This is a genomic window from [Mycobacterium] manitobense (assembly GCF_025821665.1).
Taxonomy (GTDB): domain Bacteria; phylum Actinomycetota; class Actinomycetes; order Mycobacteriales; family Mycobacteriaceae; genus Mycobacterium; species Mycobacterium arseniciresistens.
The window spans coordinates 14851-32302 of sequence record NZ_JACKSJ010000078.1 but is presented as its reverse complement, the minus strand read 5'-3'; the positions used below and the strand labels follow the sequence as shown (position 1 = coordinate 32302).

Sequence of the window (17452 nt, the reverse complement as noted above, 5' to 3'; positions counted from 1 at the left end):
CCATCGCGCCGCCGCCCATCGCGCCACCACCCATCGCGCCGCCGCCAATGGCACCGCCGCCCATCGCGCCACCGCCGATGGGTGGACCCGCCGGGCTCGGCGGACCTGCCGGCATCCCCGGCATGGGCGGTCCCGGCGGCATCCCCGGCATGGGCGGACCCGGCGGCATCCCCGGCATGGGCGGCATGGGTGGACCTGCCGGAATCGGCCACATCGGCATGCCCGGTGGCATGGGCGGCGGCATGGGTATGGGCGGCCTCGGCCACATCGGCATGGGTGGCGGCATCCACACCGGCGGCTTCGGCGGCGGGATGGGTATGGGCATGGGCGGGCCGGGCCACATCTAGCCAGGCCCCGTCAGCGCATCGCCATTCCGAACAGCAGCATGTCCTGCGGTTCGTCAGAGAGGTTGGGCAGCAACGCATACCGCGCCAGCCTGCCCTCGAACGCCAGGCCGCTGTTGCGCAGCACGGCCGCCGAGGCGGCGTTGTCGGGGTGGCAGCACGCCGCGACGCGGTAGATCCGGTCGTCCGTCCGGATCGCCTCCAGCAGCACCGCCACCACTTCCGACATGATCCCGCGGCCCCACCACTGTCGGCCGAGGCAGTACCCGAGCTCGACGGCGTGCCCGGACAGACGCGTCGTGCCGCACACGCCGACGATCTCGCCGGACTCGCGCCACTCGATGAGCCGGGCCGTGTGGTCGCCGACGTTGTAGAACTCGGTGATCACCCGGCGGGTCTCGGCCACGTCGGTGTGCGGTCGCCAGGACAGGTACCGCGTCACGTCAGGGTCCTTTGCAAACCCGTGAAACACGGCCTCCGCGTCCTCGATCCTCGGCGACCTCAGCCGCACCCGCGGCCCGGTGAGGACGGGGACCCGTGCGATCGCGTCATCCGGCATGGTGCCATCGTGCATCCTTGCCCCCGCGCCGCTGCACTGCTTGACTGAGGTGACATGGCAATCACGTTCAACCACACCATCGTCGCCGCCCGGGACCGCCAGGAATCGGCGGCGTTCCTCACCGAACTGTTCGGCCTTCCCGATGCGCAGGAGTTCGGGCCGTTCCTCGCCGTCACGCTCAACCACGGCGTGAGCCTCGACTACGCGCAGGTCCCACCCGACACCGAGATCCACCCGCAGCACTACGCATTCCTGGTGTCCGAGGACGAATTCGACGCGATCTACGGCCGCATCCGGGAGCGGAAGATGCCGCACTGGGCCGACCCGCACGGATCCCACCCCGGCGAGATCAATCATCACGACGGGGGTCGCGGGGTCTACTTCCAGGACCCGTCCGGCCACTACCTGGAGATCATCACCCGCCCATACGGATCGGGCAGTTGACCGCGCGCCCGCCCTACCGGGTGATCCAGTGGGCCACCGGGGCGGTCGGCAACGAGGTCCTCGCCGCCACTCTGGACCGACCCGACCTCGAACTGGTCGGTGTCCGGGTCTACTCCGCAGATAAGGACGGCGCGGACGCCGGCACCCTGATCGGTCGCGCCCCGGTCGGCGTCACCGCCACCACCGACGTCGCGGCGATCATCGCCCTCGACGCCGACTGCGTGATCTACACACCGCGCATCGTCGACCTCGAGGACGTGTGCGCGCTGCTCGCCAGTGGCAAGAACGTGGTGACCACCGCCTTCCTGTTCCACCCCGACCGGATGCCCGCCGCCGACCGCGACCGTCTGCTCGGCGCGTGCAGACAGGGTGCAAGCAGTGTGCACGGCAGCGGGATCAACCCCGGAAACCTCTCGGGCGCATTGCCGCTCGCGCTGTCGGGCATGTGTCGCACCATCGAGCGGATCACGCTGCAGGAGCGGGCCGACTGGTCGGTCTACGACAGCACGGCCATCACGTTCGACAACATGTGCTTCGGCCGCCCGGTCGACGAGATCAGCCCCACCGCAACCGATTTCCTCGCCTTCAACAGCGGCATCTTCACCGAGCAGGTGTGGCTGCTCGCCGACGCGCTGCACGCGGGCATCGACGAGGTGACGGCCACGGTCGAGGCCGTCGCCGCCGTAGAGGATCACCAGATCTTCGACCACCTGCTCCGTGCCGGCACCACCGCCGGCCAGCGTTGGAACTGGGCGGGCCGCCGCGACGGCCGGCCGCTTGTCGAGATCGAGACGCTCTGGACGGTCGGCAACGAGTACCCGTCGCACTGGCCGACGCCGCAGCACGGCTGGACGCTGACCATCGAGGGCGACCCGTCAATGCGCACCCACTTCATCTCGCTCGCCAGCTTCAGCCGCACCGCCACCATGGCCGAGCACGTGAACGCCGCCAACATCGCCACCGGCATGCAGATCCTCAACGCGGTGCCTGCGGTCTGCGAGGCGCCGCCCGGCTTCGCCACCACGGCCACGCTGCCCTTGATCCGCAGCGCCCGCGGATTCGGGAACTAGACCGGCGGGTGGTGACCCCGCTGCCGTTCCTGGCCGAGGTAGTCGGTGGCCAACGCCGCGACATGTCCGGGTAGCGCCCCGGTGGCCACGTCGGCCAGCGTCGTCTGCTCGAGCACGGAGCGCATGCTCGCCCGCAGTGCCCGCCATACGTCGGTCAGGGCCGCCGTGGGGCCCGAGTACGGCAGATCGCCCAGACCGATGTCGCGCACGCTCGCCAGCGGTCCGTCGATGCAGCGCAGGACATCGGCCAGGCTGATCTCGGCAGCCGGGCGGGCCAATTCGTAACCGCCCTCGCGGCCGCGGTAGCTGCGCACCAGCCGGTCGGTGCGCAGGTCGGAGAGGATGTCGACGAGGAACTGCGCGGGGATGCCCTGGGCCTTGGCGAGATCGTCGGTCTTGACCACGACGCCCTCGTCGGTCGTGGCCAGCTGCACCATGGCCCGGACGGCGTACTCCGCCTTGGCCGACATTCGCATGCCCGACACGTTAGTAGCCGCCGACGGCGCCGTTTCGCCCGGACAGCGTGCGCACCGACGCAGGCACCGGCGTGGCGGGGTCGCAGTCCGGCGCGGTCAGCGCAGCGCCATAGGTCATCGTCATCGGCACGACTCCCGCCCACCCGCCGGCGGCGATGTCGTCCTCGGGGTCTTCAGGCCAGCCCGCGCTGACCTTCAGCGACCAGTTGTCGGTGCCGATCGGCAGCCGCAGCGCCAGCGTCGCGGCGAGTTCCTTCCGGGTGCTGGCCCGCAGTTCGGCCACCCGCCCCGGGAGGAACGCGTCGGTCAGCGTCTCCAGGCAGGCGGGCTTCTCGTCGTCGGGAACGCGTTCGAAGGCGCCGAAGAGGACCGCGCTGCGGTACCGGAAGGACGACTCGAAGGCGCTGCGGGCGACCACGACCCCGTCGAGCGTGGTCACCGAGACCGCCGCCCGCGCGCCGGCCGACAGTGCGCGCAGCCACGGCGAGCCCGTCGACCCGTGGATCACGAGGTGGTCACCGACGTGCGCGAACCCCGTGGGGAACATCACCGGATGCCCGTCGCGCACCAGCGCCACGGTGGCCAGCGGTGTGGCGGCGAGCAATTCGTACAGAGCGGCCCGCGACGTGGTCTGCTTTCCGCTCAGCCGGGTGACGTTCGTCGAGGGCTGCGTCATTCTCCGAGCGTAGTGACGGCCAGCACGGCCGCGGCGAGTTCGGGGCGACACACCACCAGATCCGGCAATTTCGGATCGGCCGCGTTGTACCGCAGCGGGGACCCGTCGATGCGGGACGTGTGCAGACCGGCCGCACGCGCGACCGCCACCGGGGCGGCCGAATCCCATTCGTACTGACCGCCCGCATGCACGTACACGTCGCTGCGGCCCTGCACCACCGACGCCACCTTGGCACCGGCGGAACCCATTTCGACGAGCTCGCCGCCGAGCGCGTCGCGGACCGCGAGCGCGATCGCCGGCGGCCGGGTGCGCGACACCACGATGCGCGGGGGGCCGTCGACGGCGCCCGGCAGGGCCACCTCGGGTGTGGCGAACGTGGTGTTCTGCGCGGGCAGGGCGACGGCGCCCGCCACCAGCTCGCCGTCCTGCCAGAGGGCCACGTGCACCGCCCAGTCGTCGCGGCCGAGCTCGGAGAACTCGCGGGTGCCGTCGAGCGGATCGACGATCCACACCCGTGCCGAACGCAGCCGGACCGGATCGTCGGCGCCCTCCTCGGAGAGCACCGCGTCACCGGGCCGCGCAGATGCCAGTTCCGTCATCAGGAAGTCGTGAGAGCGCTTGTCCCCCGCGGCCTTCCGCTCGGCGACCTCGGCGTCGGCGAACTCGGCCCGCACGTCGAGCAGCAGGTCGCCCGCCCTGGTCGCCAGCCGGGCGGCCAGCTCGTGGTCGTTCACTCGCGGCTCTCCAGCAGATCGATCACCATGGCCGCGAGTTCATCAGGCGTGTGGTCGGACGTCAACCGCAGGTCGGGATTCTTCGGCCGCTGATAAGGACTGTCGATCCCGGTGAAATGGGTGATCTCCCCGGCGCGGGCCTTCTTGTACAGACCCTTCGGATCACGCCGCTCGCAATCCTCGAGCGGGGTGTCACAGAACACCTCGAAGAAGTCCGTGCCCGCCCCGGTGTGCACCCGGCGTGCGAGTTCCCGGTGCTCCTCCAGCGGACTGATCGCCGGCACCAGCACGATCTGCCCGGAGTCGGCGAGCAGCGTGGCGACGTGCGCCAGCCTGCGCAGGTTCTCCGCGCGGTCGGCCATCGAGAATCCGAGGTCGGCGTTGAGCCCGTGGCGCAGGTTGTCGCCGTCGAGAACGTAGGCCGGCACGCCCTTCTCCAGCAGCTTCTGCTCCACCAGCATCGCCACCGACGACTTGCCCGCCCCCGACAGGCCGGTGAACCACACCGTCCTGCCCCGGGTGAGCCGGTCCTGCGTGCTCACCAGCGACTCGTGCCGCACGGTGTTGGGGCTGGCGACGTCGTTGCGGTTGTCGCGCAACACCATTCCGGCCGCCACGGTGCCGTTGGTGTTCGGGTCGATCAGGATGAAGGATCCGGTGGCGGCGTTGCGGCTGTACTCGTCGAGCAGCAGGGGAACCTGGCTGCGCAGCGAGATGCGGCCCAGCTCGTTGAGTTTGAGCGCGGTGGCGGACTTGTCCCGGTGCAGCGTGTTCACGTCGAGCCGGTAGTCCAGCGTCGCCACCTTCACCCGCGTCGTGCGGGTGGTCTGCTTGATCAGGTACTCGCGGCCCGGTTCCAGCGACGCCTCGTCGGCCATCCAGCACACCGTGGCGTCGAAATCGCGCGCCACCCTCGGCTGGTTGTTCGGCCGGGCGATCAGGTCGCCGCGCGAGATGTCGATGTCGTCGGCCAGGCTGACCGACACCGCCATCGGCGGGAACGCCTCGTCGACGGGGCCGCCGGGTCCCTCGATCGCGGTGATGTGCGACGTCTTGCCCGACGGCAGCACCACCACGTCGTCGCCGGTGCGCATGACGCCACTGGCCACGGTGCCCGCGTAGCTGCGGTGGTCCTGGTGCTCGTGGGTCTGTGGCCGGATGACGTACTGCACCGGGAAGCGGACGTCGATCAGGTTGCGGTCGCCGGCGATGTAGACCTCTTCGAGGTGCGACAGCAGCGCCGGGCCGTCGTACCAGGGCGTGGCGTCGGACTTCGTCACAACGTTGTCGCCGAGCAGGGCCGACAGCGGGATCGTCGTGACGTCGTGGATGTCCAGACGCGCGGCGAAATCGTGGAAATCGTCACGGATCTTCTCGAACTGTTCTCTGTCCCAGCCGATCAGGTCCATCTTGTTCACCGCGAGCACGATGTGCTGGATGCCGAGCAGTGACGCCAGGAACGCATGCCTGCGGGACTGCTCGAGCAGGCCGTGCCGGGCGTCGACCAGGACGATCGCCAGCTGCGCCGTCGACGTACCGGTGACCATGTTGCGGGTGTACTGGGTGTGGCCGGGGGTGTCGGCGATGATGAATTTCCGCTTTGGCGTGGCGAAGTAGCGGTAGGCGACATCGATCGTGATGCCCTGTTCCCGCTCCGCGCGTAAGCCGTCGGTGACGAGCGCGAGGTCGGTGTAGTCGTTCCCGCGCTCCTTGGAGGTGCGTTCGACGGCTGCGAGTTGGTCCTCCATCACGGCCTTGGAGTCGTAGAGCAGCCGGCCGATCAGTGTCGACTTGCCGTCGTCCACCGAGCCCGCGGTCGCGAGCCGAAGCAATGTCGCCATGTCAGAAGTAGCCCTCTCGCTTGCGGTCCTCCATGCCGGCCTCGGAGATCCGGTCGTCGGCGCGGGTGGCGCCACGCTCGGTCAGCCGGGATATCGCGGTCTCGGCGATCACCTCGTTGACGGTGGCGGCGGTCGACTCGACACATCCGGTGCACGTGACGTCACCGACGGTGCGGAACCGGACGGTCTTCTCGACGACGTCCTCGTCCTTGCGCGGCTGCAGGTACCGGTGCACGGCCAGCCACATGCCGTCGCGCTTGAACACCTTGCGCTGGTGGGCGTAGTAGATCGACGGCAGCGCGATCTTCTCCGCACCGATGTAGGACCAGATGTCGAACTCGGTCCAGTTGGACAGCGGGAAGGCGCGGATGTGCTCGCCCTTGTGGTGGCGGCCGTTGTACAGGTTCCACAGCTCGGGCCGCTGCGCCTTGGGGTCCCACTGGCCGAATTCGTCGCGGAACGAGAACACCCGCTCCTTGGCGCGGGCCTTCTCCTCGTCGCGGCGCGCACCGCCGAACGCGGCGTCGAACTTGTTCTCCCGAATGGCGCGCAGCAGCGTGAAGGTCTGCATCGGGTTGCGCGACGGGATGGTCTCGACCACGCGGCCCGCGTCGATGTCCTCCTGCACCTTGGCCACGACCAGCCGGACGCCCGACGCGGCGACCAGGTCGTCGCGGGCCTGCAGGACCTCGTCGAAGTTGTGCCCGGTGTCGACGTGCATCACCGGGAACGGCAGTCGTCCGGGCCGGAACGCCTTCAGCGCCAGGTGCAGCATCACGATGGAGTCCTTGCCGCCGGAGAACAGCAGCACCGGCCGCTCGAACTCGGCGGCGACCTCGCGGATGATGTGGATCGCCTCGGCCTCCAGCACGCGCAGATGGCTCAGCTCGTACCGGGCCGTCTGGGCGAGGGCTTCCTGCGTCGCCGTCATCACTTCCCCATTAAGTTGGTAGAACTGACCAGGTTTATCTGCATAGTTGGATATGGAACCAGCCGACGGCGGATGTGTCAACGGCCCGGTCAGGGCCCGTGGTGCGGCGAGTCGTCGATCTGTGGCCGGTTCGCCGACGACACGCCGCACGGTGGACGACGCCGCTTGTGGATAACCGCGGCCCTGAGCCCCCTTGGCGTCGGAGGGCGCCGTCAGTCTGCGAGACATGGACGTCCCGCCCTTCCTCGGCGCCGAGGCTGTGCGCCGAGGCCTGCTGACCGACTACCGCCTCCGCACGCGATTTCGCGCCGTGCACCGCAACGTCTACGTGCCCAACGACGTCATCCTGACTGCCGAGGCCAGGGCCCGGGCAGCGTGGCTCTGGGCCGGTGGCAACGCGATCCTTGCGGGTGTGTCAGCCGCGGCGGTGCTGGGTACCAAGTGGCTCGACGAAAAGCGGCCGGCCGAACTCGTCAGGAGCGATCGGCACGGCACAGCGGGGCTTCAGGTGCACGGCTGGGATGTCGCGCCCGCTGAGACATGCCTCGTCCGGGACATGCGGTGCACCACACCGGCCCGCACCGCCTTCGATATCGGCCGGACCCTCCCCGCGGTTGTGGCCATCCCTATCCTGGATGCGCTGATGAACGCGACGCGTGTGAGACCCGTCGACATTCTTGCGGTGGCCGATTCGAGGCCGCGACATCGCGGCGTCCGAAGTCTGCGCCACGCAATGGCTTTGACTGACGGCGGCGCCGAATCACCGCAGGAGACCAGGGTTCGCCTCCTGCTCGTCCGAGCCGGACTGCCGCCACCCGAGACGCAGATCGAGTTCCGCGACCAGCACATCCGCGTCGACATGGGCTGGCGGCAGTGGCGGGTGGCCGTCGAGTACGACGGCGTGCAGCACTGGTCGGATCGCCGCCAGCGGTCGTGGGACATCGACCGCATCGCGATCCTCGAGGCGCTGGGCTGGTCCATCGTCCGGGTCAGCGCCGAGATGCTCGGCCGCCCCGACGTCGTCGTCGCGCGCGTCGCATCGAAACTGAGGGCCGCCGGTTGCCCGATATGACGTCGAGCGTGGGCAAAGTCGTCGAACATCGGCCGTCTCGACGACGACACGCCGCACAGTCGATGTGCGTCAGTCGTTCGGCGTGATGACGGCGCGGCCGTGGATCTTGCCCTCGTGGAGCAGGTGATAGGCGTGGGCCGCATCGTCAAGAGGAAAGTGCTCGACGAGCATCTTGATCTTTCCCGACTGCGCGAGGTCGATCACCTCGATCAGCTCCGGAATGGATCCCCAGAACGGTGCCGCGACCGAGCACTCGTTGGGCGGGCTGTGGAAGTTCACCGGCAACGCCGCACCGCCCACACCGATGATCGTGATGTGGCCGAGCACCCGCGCCACCTGCGCCGCCATCGTCAGCGTCGGGTTCACGGCGACGAAATCGAGGACGACCTCCGCGCCGTGGCCCTTCGTGATGTCCTTGATCCGCTTGATCGCACCGTCACCGGAAAGCAGAGCTTCGTCGGCACCGAGGGTTTTCGCGATCTCCAGCTTGTCATCCGAGGTATCAACGGCCACAACGGTTGTCGCCGAGCACAGCGCCTTGAGCACCTGGATGGCCATCTGTCCCAGTCCGCCGGCGCCGATGACGACCGCGGTCGATCCCGGGCCGAGGAGGTGAACGGAGCGCTTCACCGCGTGGAAGCTGGTGAGCCCAGCGTCGGTGAGCGGGGCGGCATCCCGGGGGTCGAGGTCGCCCAACGGAATCAGGTAGCGCGTCGACGGCACGAGCAGGTACTCGGCCATGCCGCCGTCGGTGCCGCCGAGGCCGCCGGGACTGGGCTTGCCCGGTGTCTGGCAGTAGTTCTCCATGCCCTGGCGGCAGTTCATGCACAGCCCGCAGCCCCACGGGCCGTACACAACGACGGGGTCGCCGGGCGAGAACCCGGTTGCGCCGGGCCCCATCGTCTCGACCCAGCCGGCGTTCTCATGTCCCAGCGTGAACGGGAGCGTGAAGGCCGTTGTGTCGGGCGGCGACTCCAGGACGTGCAGATCGGAGTGGCATGCGCCGGCGCCGCCGACTTTGATCAGCACCTCCCCCGGGCCGGGTTCGGGGACCGGCACGTCCCGGAGTACGCCCGGCTGCTGCCATTCGACGAACTGGAACGCCCTCACAGCGAGCTAGTCCGCGATCCGGTCGAACTCGACCTCGAGATGCAGCGGTCCACGGAAGACCTGATTCTGTCGGTAGGGCGGCGGATCGACGACCAGTCGCGGGCGCTCGACCCGACGCAGAAATGTCTCGACCGCGATGTTGACCTCGAGTCGCGCCAACGGCCCACCGACGCAGCTGTGCACTCCCCGGCCCCAGCCCACGTGTTGGTTGTCGGGCCGCTGGATGTCGAACTTCCCGGGGTCCGGGAACCGCTTCGGGTCGCGGTTGGCGGCCCCGTAGAGCAGATGCACGGCCGATCCCGCGGGGATCACGGTGCCCCCGACCTCCACGTCGGCGGTGACGCTGCGGCTGGGGAAGAACTGGACCGCTGACTGCAGCCTCAGCACCTCTTCGATCGCCTTGGGGATGAGTTCCGGCTTCTCGCGGAGCAGGTCGAGCGATTCGGGGTTGCGCAGCAGGAGCAGCACACAGTGGGCGATGGTGTTGACCGTCGAGTCGTGACCGGCGATCAGCAGAAGCATCGCGTTGGCAGCGGCCTCCTGGGGCGTCATCGGTCCGTCGGGACCGTCGTGGTCGTTCACCATCTTCGACAGCACGTTGTCCTGCGGGTCCGTCAGGAAGCCCTGGATCAGGTCGGCCATGTACGCGGTGAGTGCCGCGGTGCTCTCCTTGCCCTTCTGCTTGCGTGCCTGACCCTCTTCGGTGGCGGCGTCCGGACCCATGTCGGCGCCCGCCATGAAATCGAAGATCCAGCCGTGGAACGTGGGCTCGTCCTTCAGCGGAACCCCGAGGATCTGGCAGATGACGGCCACCGGAACCGGGTAGGCGTAGTCGTCGACGACGTCGAAGGTGTTGCCGCCCTTCGTCTTGATCTTGTTCAGCGATTCGTCGCAGAGCACCTGGATGTCGGCGGCCATGGCGGGGATCACGTTCGGCGAGTGCGGCGGCGCGAAGTGCCGCATCACCTGTCGGCGCTGCTTGTCGTGTTTGGCTGGATCCGACACGATCAGGCTCGGCTCCCGGCCGTATGCCTGCATGTGCTCGGCGCCGACGTCGGCCTGCGTGGGAGTCGCCGGCTGGGCCGAGATCGGACTCTTCGAGATGTCCGAGCTGACGTGCGGGTCGTGCGCGAGTTGCAGCAGCTCGCGGTATCCGGTGACGACGTAGACCTTGTCGGCCACCTGCACCACGGGTGTCTTCCGTAGCTCGTCGAAGAATCGGTAGGGGTCGTGGCGGTTCTCGTACCTCATCGCCTCGGTCCAGGCGGTCTCTGCGGTGGTCATCGGGCTCCAGTCCTAGCGGGCTTTGGGGCGGTACTCGGCGCCCCGTGAGGTCGGATCGTGGCCGGTGAGAACGACATCGGGGATCCCGGTCGGTGCGCGCGGATCGCCGAAACGCGCCGACATCGGCTCGGCGTCGGTGGGCACGTCATAGCCGGGTGGCGGCGGCGGGAACGGCGCCGACTGCTCGATGAGCCTGGCGTAGTACTCCAGCCACTTGCCGTGATTGAAGGTGATGGCACCGACGATGCGGCCGTTCTTGCCGAAGGCCGCAGCGAAGCGGAGATCCTCCACCGAGCCCTGCGTGAACACGATCTCGTCGCCGAAGGAACAGACGCCGACCCCCTTGATGTTCACGCCGAACTGGCCGGACCAGAACTGCGGCAGCGGCAGGTGCGGACGCCGCCCCTTCTCGAGGTTGACCATGTTGTGCGCCGCGGTCCGAGCCCCCAGCACAGCGGCGTCGACGTGCTCGATCGCCATGAACTGGTACTCGTAGAGCACGTGCGGGGCCCGCGCGATGTCACCGGCGACGAAGATGTTGTCGGTCACCACGCCGTTGATGTCGAAGGCGCGGCAGCCGGCGTCGCACGCCACACCCCAGAACCCGCTGGCGAGTTCGGCACCCTCGAGCCATTCGATGTTGCGGACGGACCCCAGCGACGCCACCACGACATCGACGTCGAGCAGGGTGCCGTCAGAAAGCTGAGCCTGCCGGACATGACCGTCGGCATCGCCCTTGAGGGCCTCCACCGCCACCCCGGTGCGCAGATCGACGCCGGCGTCCCGTTGCATCTTGGCGGCGATGTCGCCGATCACCCCACCCAGCGGTCCGACCAGCGGTGCGCTGGAGCGCTCCGCGACCGTGACGTCCAGTCCGAGATCACGGCATACCGAAGCCATTTCGGACCCGATGAACCCGGCCCCGACTATCAGCACCCGCTTCGGCCGGCCCTTGAAAGCCGCCTGGATCTTCGCGGCATCGTCGCTCGTGCGCAGGGTGTAGAGGCCCTTGAGCTTCGCTTCTTCGGGGTTGAACCACGCACGGGAGCGGACGCCGGTGGCGATCAACAACCGGTCGTAGGGCACCTTGTCGCCGTTGGCGAGAAGCACTTCCCGGTTGTCGCGATCGAGACCGGTGGCCGCCACCCCCAGTCGCCAGTCGGCGTTGACTTCACGCAGTCGCGGCAGCTTGGTGTTCTCGGCCGGCACCCATCCCTTGAGCACCTGTTTGGACAGCGGGGGACGATCGTAGGGCTCGTGCACTTCGTCGCCGATGATGGTGAGCGAGCCGGTGAAGCCCTCGTCACGTAGCGCCTCAGCTGCGCGAAGACCGGTCAGCGACGCCCCGACGATGACGATCCGGCCCTGCTCCTTGAATGTCCGGACGAGGTCGTCGACCAGCGCGTGAGTGCTCACTTCGTGGTCCTGTCAGACGGCGGATCCATCTCCGCGATGATCGCCTGCACCGGGCACGACGCGACCGCTCGTGCGACCTGCTGGCGTTGCGAATCGTCGGGGTTGGGGTCGTAGGCGAGCGCCTCCTCGCCCTGCAACTGGAGCACGTCGGGCGCCAGCGGGACGCATTGCGCGTATCCCAGGCACCTGTTCAAGTCCACGACAATGCGCATGCTTTTCGGCTCCTTCTCAACCGGCGCCGAGGGCTGGTCAGCGCTGCTCCCGAGCTCGTCGGGAAGGAAGGCCCACAATACTGCTTACATCAGCGTAAATGCGGTCATCGGACAATTCGGATCGATGGTCCATAGGATGTTCACTTGGCGTCGATTTCGGTGACCAGCCGCTGTTCGTGAGGATTCTTCGATGAGGTTGCCGCCGTGTCCGTGATTCCCCGTGTGGCGGCGCGCGTAGAGATCTTCGATCCCGGTTATGTGCGAACGCGTCGCGGCGCCCGGGCCGTGGGCGCGACCGTGCTCGCGTGGGCCACCATGGTCGCGGTGACGTCCGCGTTCGACGTCGCGGACCCGGTGCGTATCACCTTGTTCGCGGCGGGTGCCGCTTTCGAGGGCGCGCTGCTGGCGCCCGATCCGCGTCCGCGGGACCGCGTGGGCACCCTCGGGTGGGCGGTCGTGGTGTCGACGCTCGCCGTCATCCTGACTGTCGCTCTCACCCGCCAGGCGGTCTGGCTCGGTGCCATACTGCTTGTGCTGCTGATGTTCTCGTCGTACGCGTTGCGGGCCTGGAGTACCCGGATCGCGAGTCTGGCGCTGATGGGTGCGATCACCGTCTATGTCACCGGCGCCGGACACATCACGGTCGGAAGAGTCGGGTGGTTCGTCGTCGCCCTGACTCTGGGGTTCGGCTGGCTGGCCATCTGGGAATCGGTGATCCTGCGCGATGTCCCGGTGCGGTCGCTGGCCCGTTCGGTGCACGCGTTCGCTCGCCGCGCCGCTGAAACCGTCGCCGCCGCCGCCGACGCCCTCAACACAGCCCGCGACGGAACGCCACCCGACCATGCGGCGAGAGCGCTGCGCACGCGTCTCGAACGGGCGAAGTCCTGCCGTAGTGCGATCGAGACACAGTTCGCCGGCGCTGTCGCGCACGGGATGTCGCCGCAGGACGTCGATCGGCTACGGGTTGCGCTCCACTCGGTCCAGAAGGGACTCGAGGACCTGACCGCACAAGTCGAAGATCCGGGATGGCTGCGGTCGTTGCCCGATGAGATCGCTCGGTCCGTCACGAGCACCCTGCACGGCCTCGCCGTTGCGCTCGGCGACGACTCCGACGACTCCGCCAGGGACACCGTCGCCGGCAGGGCCCGGGTGCTTCGCGGCCACATCCACAGCGCGCTCACCCACACGACCGAAAGCGGCGCGGCACCGTTCCCGCCGCAGACCCTACTCGCTGCGCTGTCGCTGCTCTCCGCTGGAGAGATCGTCGCGCAATCGCTCACGCGGGCACTGGAATTGGTCAGCACGGCGTCGGCTGCGGTCGGCACGGCCATGACTCCGGCCGCCGCAGAAGCCCCGCAGGTCGAGCCAGCGGCTCGACTCATCTCGCCCACCATGGCACTCGCGATACAGGCCGTCGTCGCAGCGGTGGGGGCCGGCCTGATCGCCAAGGCCGTCGGCAATGAGCAGAGCCTCGTGGTGGCCTGGACAGCGTTCGTCGTCATCGCCGGATCCGCGGGGCTCTCGGCACGACGAGCCTTCTCCCGCCTGCCCGCAACGATTCTGGGAGCCGTGGGCGGAGTGGCCATCGCCGCCTGTGTGCCCGAGGGGCTGTTCTGGACCGTCGCCGTGGTCGCCATCGGCGTGTTCCTGACGATCGTCAGCGCGCCCGTCTCCTATCCCGCGATGGTGTTCTGGATGAGCATCGCGTTCGTGCCGCTCTTCGCCACCGAAGGCCGCTACCTCGATCTCGTCAGGGACAAGTCGGTCGCCGCCCTCATCGGTGGGTGCGTCGCGGCGGTCGTGGCACTCACCATCGTGCCGCTTCGCGACACACGCGAGATCCGTCCGGCCGTGCTGACGTACCTGAAAGCCCTCGACGGTGCGCTCGAATCGCATCTGCCAGGCCGGGAGTCCGACGTCGCGGCGGCCGAAGCGGAACTGGACCGCACTCACGCCGCGCTGACGACGAAGTTCGCATCGGCCGCGACGGAGGTCAATGTCTTCTCACAACCCGCGGGCGTGAGGAACGACAAGGCCGTGCACGTCGATGCTGTGCACGAGGCCTATCTGCGGCTCACCCCGCTGCTGTCAGACGGGTCACGGCAACTACACGGATGGACCGACGACCGGGTACGCACCGGAATACGGGAACTGCGCAATGCCATCTCCGCAGCGCGCGGCGATGTCCCCGCGGCCGGCGGATCGGATGCCACGAAGCCCGTTGTGTCGCAGGCCGTCGGCACCGTGGAGTTGACCGACTCACTCCGGCGGGTGGATCAGCTCGAGTCCGATCTGAAAAGACTCGCCGCGGTGCTCAACGGCCGGGCTGACGCACCACCACTACCCCAGAGGTAATTGCCCTGCTTCCGATACTGGAGACATGACGACTTCGACCGAGCCCCGCACCGGCGCCGAGGTGATGGCCGCGTTCATCCCGCAGTCCCCGTTCGCCGTCAAGCTGGGCATCATCGCCGAGCGGCTGGACGCCGACGAGGTGCGGCTACTGCTGCCGTGGGACCCGGCGAACACCACGATCGGCGACATGGTGCACGGCGGAGCCACCGCAGCGCTGGCCGACGTCACCGTGATGGCGGCAGCGTGGGCGGGCGCCGACGTGCCTGACGATCTGCGCGGGGTCACCACGTCGATGACCGTTCACTATCTCGCGCCGGCGCGGGCCACCGACCTGATCGGCGTCGGCCGGGTACTGCGGCGCGGCAAGACCCTCGTCAACTGCGACGTCGACGTCGTCACTCCCGACGGCACCGCGGTGGCCAAGGCGATCGCCACCTACAAGGTGGGCTGACGCAGGCTAGACGGTGACCTCGTTCAGCTTCCCGGTGGCGACGTCGAACACGAAGCCCCGCAACGATTCATGCTTGGTGACGAAGGGGCTGGCCTCGATGCGGCGGATGGACTGACGCACATCCTCCTCGAGATCCGGGAAGGCCTCGGCGGCCCACTGCGGCTTCAGGCCGGTCTCCTCCTGGATCGACCGCTTGAAGTCGTCGTCGGTGAAGGTGAGCATGCCGCAGTCGGTGTGGTGGATCAGAATGATCTCTGTGGTTCCGAGCAGGCGCTGACTGATGGCCAGCGAGCGGATTTCGTCGTCGGTGACGACGCCGCCGGCGTTACGGATGACGTGCGCCTCCCCCTCGGCCAGGCCGAGGATCCGGTACACGTCCAGCCTGGCGTCCATGCACGCCACCACGGCGACATGCCGGCTCGGCGGCAGCGGCAGCGGCCCGCTGAAGTTCCTGGCGTAGTCCTCGTTGTTCTTCAGGTACTCGTCGGTCGCGGACATGGGTCCTCCTGCGGTCGCGGCAGCCAAACGCCCAGACGATAACAACACACCCATGCGCATGACTGCATTGGAAATCAGGACGATTCTGGGTCGGCTTCTTCGCGGGGAAGCGGCGGGTCAGCGGGTGCGCAGGTCGTACACCGTGGCGCCGCCGACCTCGGAGGCCGGGAAGTTCCGCTCCACCCACGCCGTGATCTCGGCGGCGCTGCCACCGCGGTGCCGTGGCGGGCCGCCGCGCTCGTCGCCCGCGAGGAAGTAGCCGACCTGGCCGTCGGCGACGTACTGCTGGAACTGGGTCAGCGTCGGCGAGTCGTCGCCCCCGGAGAACCCGCCGATCGCCATGAGCGACGTGCCGGTCTGCAGTTCCAGCCCGCTCACGCTCATCGACCCGACACCCGCTGCGGCCCAGCGACGGTCGACCGAGGTCAGCAGCGACTCGAGTGCTTCGTTGTCACCCGCCGCACGGGGGCCGCGCCCGCCCGGACCGCCGAAGCCGCCGTCACGCGCCGGTCCCGACATGGTGCCCGGGCCGCTCGAGGGATGGACCACGTTGTAGACCGCGAACGCCGCCGGTGCGGCGAGCGAGGACAACGCCGCCGCCAGCACCACCACCGCGGTGGCGCGCCGCAACCGGTGCAGCCCGACCACGAGCACCGCGGCCGCGGCGACCGCTCCGACCACGACGACCCAGCGCAACCCCGGCACGAACTCCGGCGTGCGGTTGAGAAGAATGAACGCCCACACCCCGGTGGCCGCCACCATCGCCGCGAGCACGAGCCGCGGCCACGGATGCGCGCGGCCCCGCCACAATTCGGCGGTCGAGTGGCCGACCAGCGCGGCGACGGCCGGCGCCAGCGCCACCGTGTAATACGGGTGGATGGTGCCGTCCATGAAGCTGAACACCGCACCGGTCACCAGGAGCCAGCCACCCCAGAGCAGCAGCGCCGCGCGCAACCCGTCGGTGCGTGGCGAGCGGCGGGTGAGCCAGAAGCCCGCGGCCAGACCGATCAGCGCGGCGGGCAGCAGCCATGACGCCTCGACACCCATGGATGCGCCGAACAACCGGCCGATGCCGGCCTCCCCACCGAAGAACAGGCTGCCACCCGGACCGCCGCCCGGTCCCCCGCCGCCCGGCCTCTCACCGCCGGCGATGCGCTCGATCCCGTTGTAGCCCAGCGCCAGCTGTAGCAGGCTGTTGTCGGTGGAACCGCCGATGTAGGGCCGCGAGTCCGCGGGCCACCACTCGACCAGCGCGATGTACCAGCCGGCCGACACGACCATCGACACGGCGCCGACGCACAGCAGGCGGACGCGGTGCCACCAGCCCACAGGTGCGGCGACCAGGAAGGCCAGCGCGAGGCCCGGAACGACCAGGAACGCCTGCAGCATCTTGGTCAGAAAGGCGAATCCCAGAGCCACACCGACCAGCAGCATCCACCGCGTGCCCGCGGTCTCGATGGCGCGCACCATGGCGTAGGCCGCCGCGACCAGCAGCAGCACCAGTAGGGCGTCGGGATTGTTGAAGCGGAACATCAGCGCCGCAACGGGTGTCACGGCCATCACCGCTGCGGCGGTCAGGCCGGCGGCGGGCCCGCTGGTACGCTTCACGGCGGCGTAGAGCAGGGCGACGGTCGCCACACCCATCAGCGCCTGAGGCAGCAGCATGGTGAACGGGGTGAAGCCGAATAGCCGGCCGAACAGCGACATCACCCACAGCGCGGCAGGCGGCTTGTCGACGGTGATGGCGTTGCCTGCGTCCAGCGAGCCGAACAGCCAGGCCGTCCAGCTCTGAGTGCCGGCCTGCGCGGCGGCCGCGTAATAGTCGTTGGCCCAGCCGGACCGGCCCAGGCCCCACAGGTAGAGCACGGCCGTGGCGGCCAGCAACACAGGCAGGGCCAGGCGTGGCCATCGCGGAGCGGCGGCGGTGGCGGGCGCGGAGCCGGCAACCTGCTGAGGTGCGGTGAGTGTCATCAGAAGTC

18 protein-coding genes are annotated in these 17452 nt (G+C 68.9%); 6 read left to right on the top strand and 12 right to left on the bottom strand.

The genetic code is table 11. The features are described from left to right. Positions 1-347, top strand: a 347-nt coding sequence (locus H7I41_RS10275; RefSeq protein WP_264012475.1) for a hypothetical protein, incomplete at its 5' end; no start/stop codon positions are given. Between the two features lie 10 nt (positions 348-357). On the opposite strand, the gene H7I41_RS10270 is transcribed toward H7I41_RS10275, so the two are convergent. After that, positions 358-903 carry a GNAT family N-acetyltransferase gene (locus H7I41_RS10270; RefSeq protein ID WP_264012474.1) on the bottom strand — a complete coding sequence of 182 codons (546 nt, stop codon included), beginning with the start codon at positions 901-903 and terminating at the stop codon, positions 358-360. A gap of 54 nt (positions 904-957) precedes the next feature. On the opposite strand from H7I41_RS10270, the gene H7I41_RS10265 reads away from it, so the two are divergent. Continuing rightward, positions 958-1347 (top strand): VOC family protein, encoded by a 390-nt coding sequence (locus H7I41_RS10265; protein ID WP_264012473.1) that lies wholly within the window; start codon positions 958-960, stop codon positions 1345-1347. Further along, positions 1344-2417 carry an NAD(P)H-dependent amine dehydrogenase family protein gene (locus H7I41_RS10260; RefSeq protein WP_264012472.1) on the top strand — a complete coding sequence of 358 codons (1074 nt, stop codon included), beginning with the start codon at positions 1344-1346 and terminating at the stop codon, positions 2415-2417. The genes H7I41_RS10265 and H7I41_RS10260 overlap by 4 nt, the downstream gene beginning before the upstream one ends. Here the strand turns inward: H7I41_RS10260 and H7I41_RS10255 are convergent. From H7I41_RS10255 to cysD, 5 genes are read right to left on the bottom strand one after another with little or no spacing between them, the layout of a single operon-like run. After that, positions 2414-2893: an Rrf2 family transcriptional regulator gene (locus tag H7I41_RS10255; RefSeq protein WP_264012471.1), complete on the bottom strand. Its 480-nt coding sequence runs from the start codon at positions 2891-2893 to the stop codon at positions 2414-2416. The genes H7I41_RS10260 and H7I41_RS10255 overlap by 4 nt on opposite strands. Before the next feature lie 10 nt (positions 2894-2903). Further along, on the bottom strand, positions 2904-3569 hold the full coding sequence (locus H7I41_RS10250) for a pyridoxamine 5'-phosphate oxidase family protein (RefSeq protein ID WP_264012470.1): 666 nt from the start codon (positions 3567-3569) through the stop codon (positions 2904-2906). Then, complete coding sequence (locus H7I41_RS10245; RefSeq protein ID WP_264012469.1) at positions 3566-4303, bottom strand: 3'(2'),5'-bisphosphate nucleotidase CysQ; 738 nt, start codon at positions 4301-4303, stop codon at positions 3566-3568. The genes H7I41_RS10250 and H7I41_RS10245 overlap by 4 nt, the downstream gene beginning before the upstream one ends. Beyond that, positions 4300-6144 (bottom strand): sulfate adenylyltransferase subunit CysN, encoded by a 1845-nt coding sequence (cysN, locus tag H7I41_RS10240; protein WP_264012468.1) that lies wholly within the window; start codon positions 6142-6144, stop codon positions 4300-4302. Before cysN ends, H7I41_RS10245 begins: the two co-directional genes overlap by 4 nt. 1 nt (position 6145) lies before the next feature. Next, positions 6146-7075, bottom strand: a complete 930-nt coding sequence (gene cysD / locus H7I41_RS10235) for a sulfate adenylyltransferase subunit CysD (protein ID WP_264012467.1) — start codon at positions 7073-7075, stop codon at positions 6146-6148. Between the two features lie 226 nt (positions 7076-7301). On the opposite strand from cysD, the gene H7I41_RS10230 reads away from it, so the two are divergent. Then, a complete protein-coding gene (locus H7I41_RS10230; protein ID WP_264012466.1) occupies positions 7302-8147 on the top strand; it encodes an endonuclease domain-containing protein in 846 nt (281 codons plus the stop codon). A gap of 69 nt (positions 8148-8216) precedes the next feature. Here the strand turns inward: H7I41_RS10230 and H7I41_RS10225 are convergent, their stop codons facing one another. The 4 genes from H7I41_RS10225 to H7I41_RS10210 are packed head-to-tail and all read right to left on the bottom strand — an operon-like array spanning position 8217 to position 12169. Beyond that, on the bottom strand, positions 8217-9257 hold the full coding sequence (locus H7I41_RS10225; protein WP_264012465.1) for an NAD(P)-dependent alcohol dehydrogenase: 1041 nt from the start codon (positions 9255-9257) through the stop codon (positions 8217-8219). A gap of 6 nt (positions 9258-9263) precedes the next feature. Then, positions 9264-10541 carry a cytochrome P450 gene (locus H7I41_RS10220; RefSeq protein WP_264012464.1) on the bottom strand — a complete coding sequence of 426 codons (1278 nt, stop codon included), beginning with the start codon at positions 10539-10541 and terminating at the stop codon, positions 9264-9266. Between the two features lie 12 nt (positions 10542-10553). Next, positions 10554-11957, bottom strand: a complete 1404-nt coding sequence (locus H7I41_RS10215) for an NAD(P)/FAD-dependent oxidoreductase (protein ID WP_264012463.1) — start codon at positions 11955-11957, stop codon at positions 10554-10556. Continuing rightward, positions 11954-12169 (bottom strand): ferredoxin, encoded by a 216-nt coding sequence (locus H7I41_RS10210; RefSeq protein WP_184444367.1) that lies wholly within the window; start codon positions 12167-12169, stop codon positions 11954-11956. The genes H7I41_RS10215 and H7I41_RS10210 overlap by 4 nt, the downstream gene beginning before the upstream one ends. A gap of 204 nt (positions 12170-12373) precedes the next feature. On the opposite strand from H7I41_RS10210, the gene H7I41_RS30305 reads away from it, so the two are divergent. Next, positions 12374-14524 (top strand): FUSC family protein, encoded by a 2151-nt coding sequence (locus H7I41_RS30305; protein ID WP_264012462.1) that lies wholly within the window; start codon positions 12374-12376, stop codon positions 14522-14524. 61 nt (positions 14525-14585) lie between these two features. Next, entirely contained in the window at positions 14586-14975 is a 390-nt protein-coding gene (locus H7I41_RS10200; RefSeq protein WP_264012477.1) for a PaaI family thioesterase, read from the top strand. A gap of 6 nt (positions 14976-14981) precedes the next feature. Here the strand turns inward: H7I41_RS10200 and H7I41_RS10195 are convergent, their stop codons facing one another. Continuing rightward, on the bottom strand, positions 14982-15473 hold the full coding sequence (locus H7I41_RS10195; protein ID WP_264012461.1) for a beta-class carbonic anhydrase: 492 nt from the start codon (positions 15471-15473) through the stop codon (positions 14982-14984). Positions 15474-15590: 117 nt separating this feature from the next. Then, entirely contained in the window at positions 15591-17444 is a 1854-nt protein-coding gene (locus H7I41_RS10190) for an ArnT family glycosyltransferase (RefSeq protein ID WP_264012460.1), read from the bottom strand. Positions 17445-17452 lie beyond the last annotated feature (8 nt).

What these genes read in the sequence shown, in the direction of transcription:
- H7I41_RS10270 (WP_264012474.1), bottom strand. Translation starts at nt 903, where the DNA reads ATGCCGGATGACGCGATCGCACGGGTCCCCGTCCTCACCGGGCCGCGG.
- H7I41_RS10265 (WP_264012473.1), top strand. Translation starts at nt 958, where the DNA reads ATGGCAATCACGTTCAACCACACCATCGTCGCCGCCCGGGACCGCCAG.
- H7I41_RS10255 (WP_264012471.1), bottom strand. Translation starts at nt 2,893, where the DNA reads ATGCGAATGTCGGCCAAGGCGGAGTACGCCGTCCGGGCCATGGTGCAG.
- H7I41_RS10250 (WP_264012470.1), bottom strand. Translation starts at nt 3,569, where the DNA reads ATGACGCAGCCCTCGACGAACGTCACCCGGCTGAGCGGAAAGCAGACC.
- cysN (WP_264012468.1), bottom strand. Translation starts at nt 6,144, where the DNA reads ATGGCGACATTGCTTCGGCTCGCGACCGCGGGCTCGGTGGACGACGGC.
- cysD (WP_264012467.1), bottom strand. Translation starts at nt 7,075, where the DNA reads ATGACGGCGACGCAGGAAGCCCTCGCCCAGACGGCCCGGTACGAGCTG.
- H7I41_RS10230 (WP_264012466.1), top strand. Translation starts at nt 7,302, where the DNA reads ATGGACGTCCCGCCCTTCCTCGGCGCCGAGGCTGTGCGCCGAGGCCTG.
- H7I41_RS10220 (WP_264012464.1), bottom strand. Translation starts at nt 10,541, where the DNA reads ATGACCACCGCAGAGACCGCCTGGACCGAGGCGATGAGGTACGAGAAC.
- H7I41_RS10210 (WP_184444367.1), bottom strand. Translation starts at nt 12,169, where the DNA reads ATGCGCATTGTCGTGGACTTGAACAGGTGCCTGGGATACGCGCAATGC.
- H7I41_RS10195 (WP_264012461.1), bottom strand. Translation starts at nt 15,473, where the DNA reads ATGTCCGCGACCGACGAGTACCTGAAGAACAACGAGGACTACGCCAGG.
- H7I41_RS10190 (WP_264012460.1), bottom strand. Translation starts at nt 17,444, where the DNA reads ATGACACTCACCGCACCTCAGCAGGTTGCCGGCTCCGCGCCCGCCACC.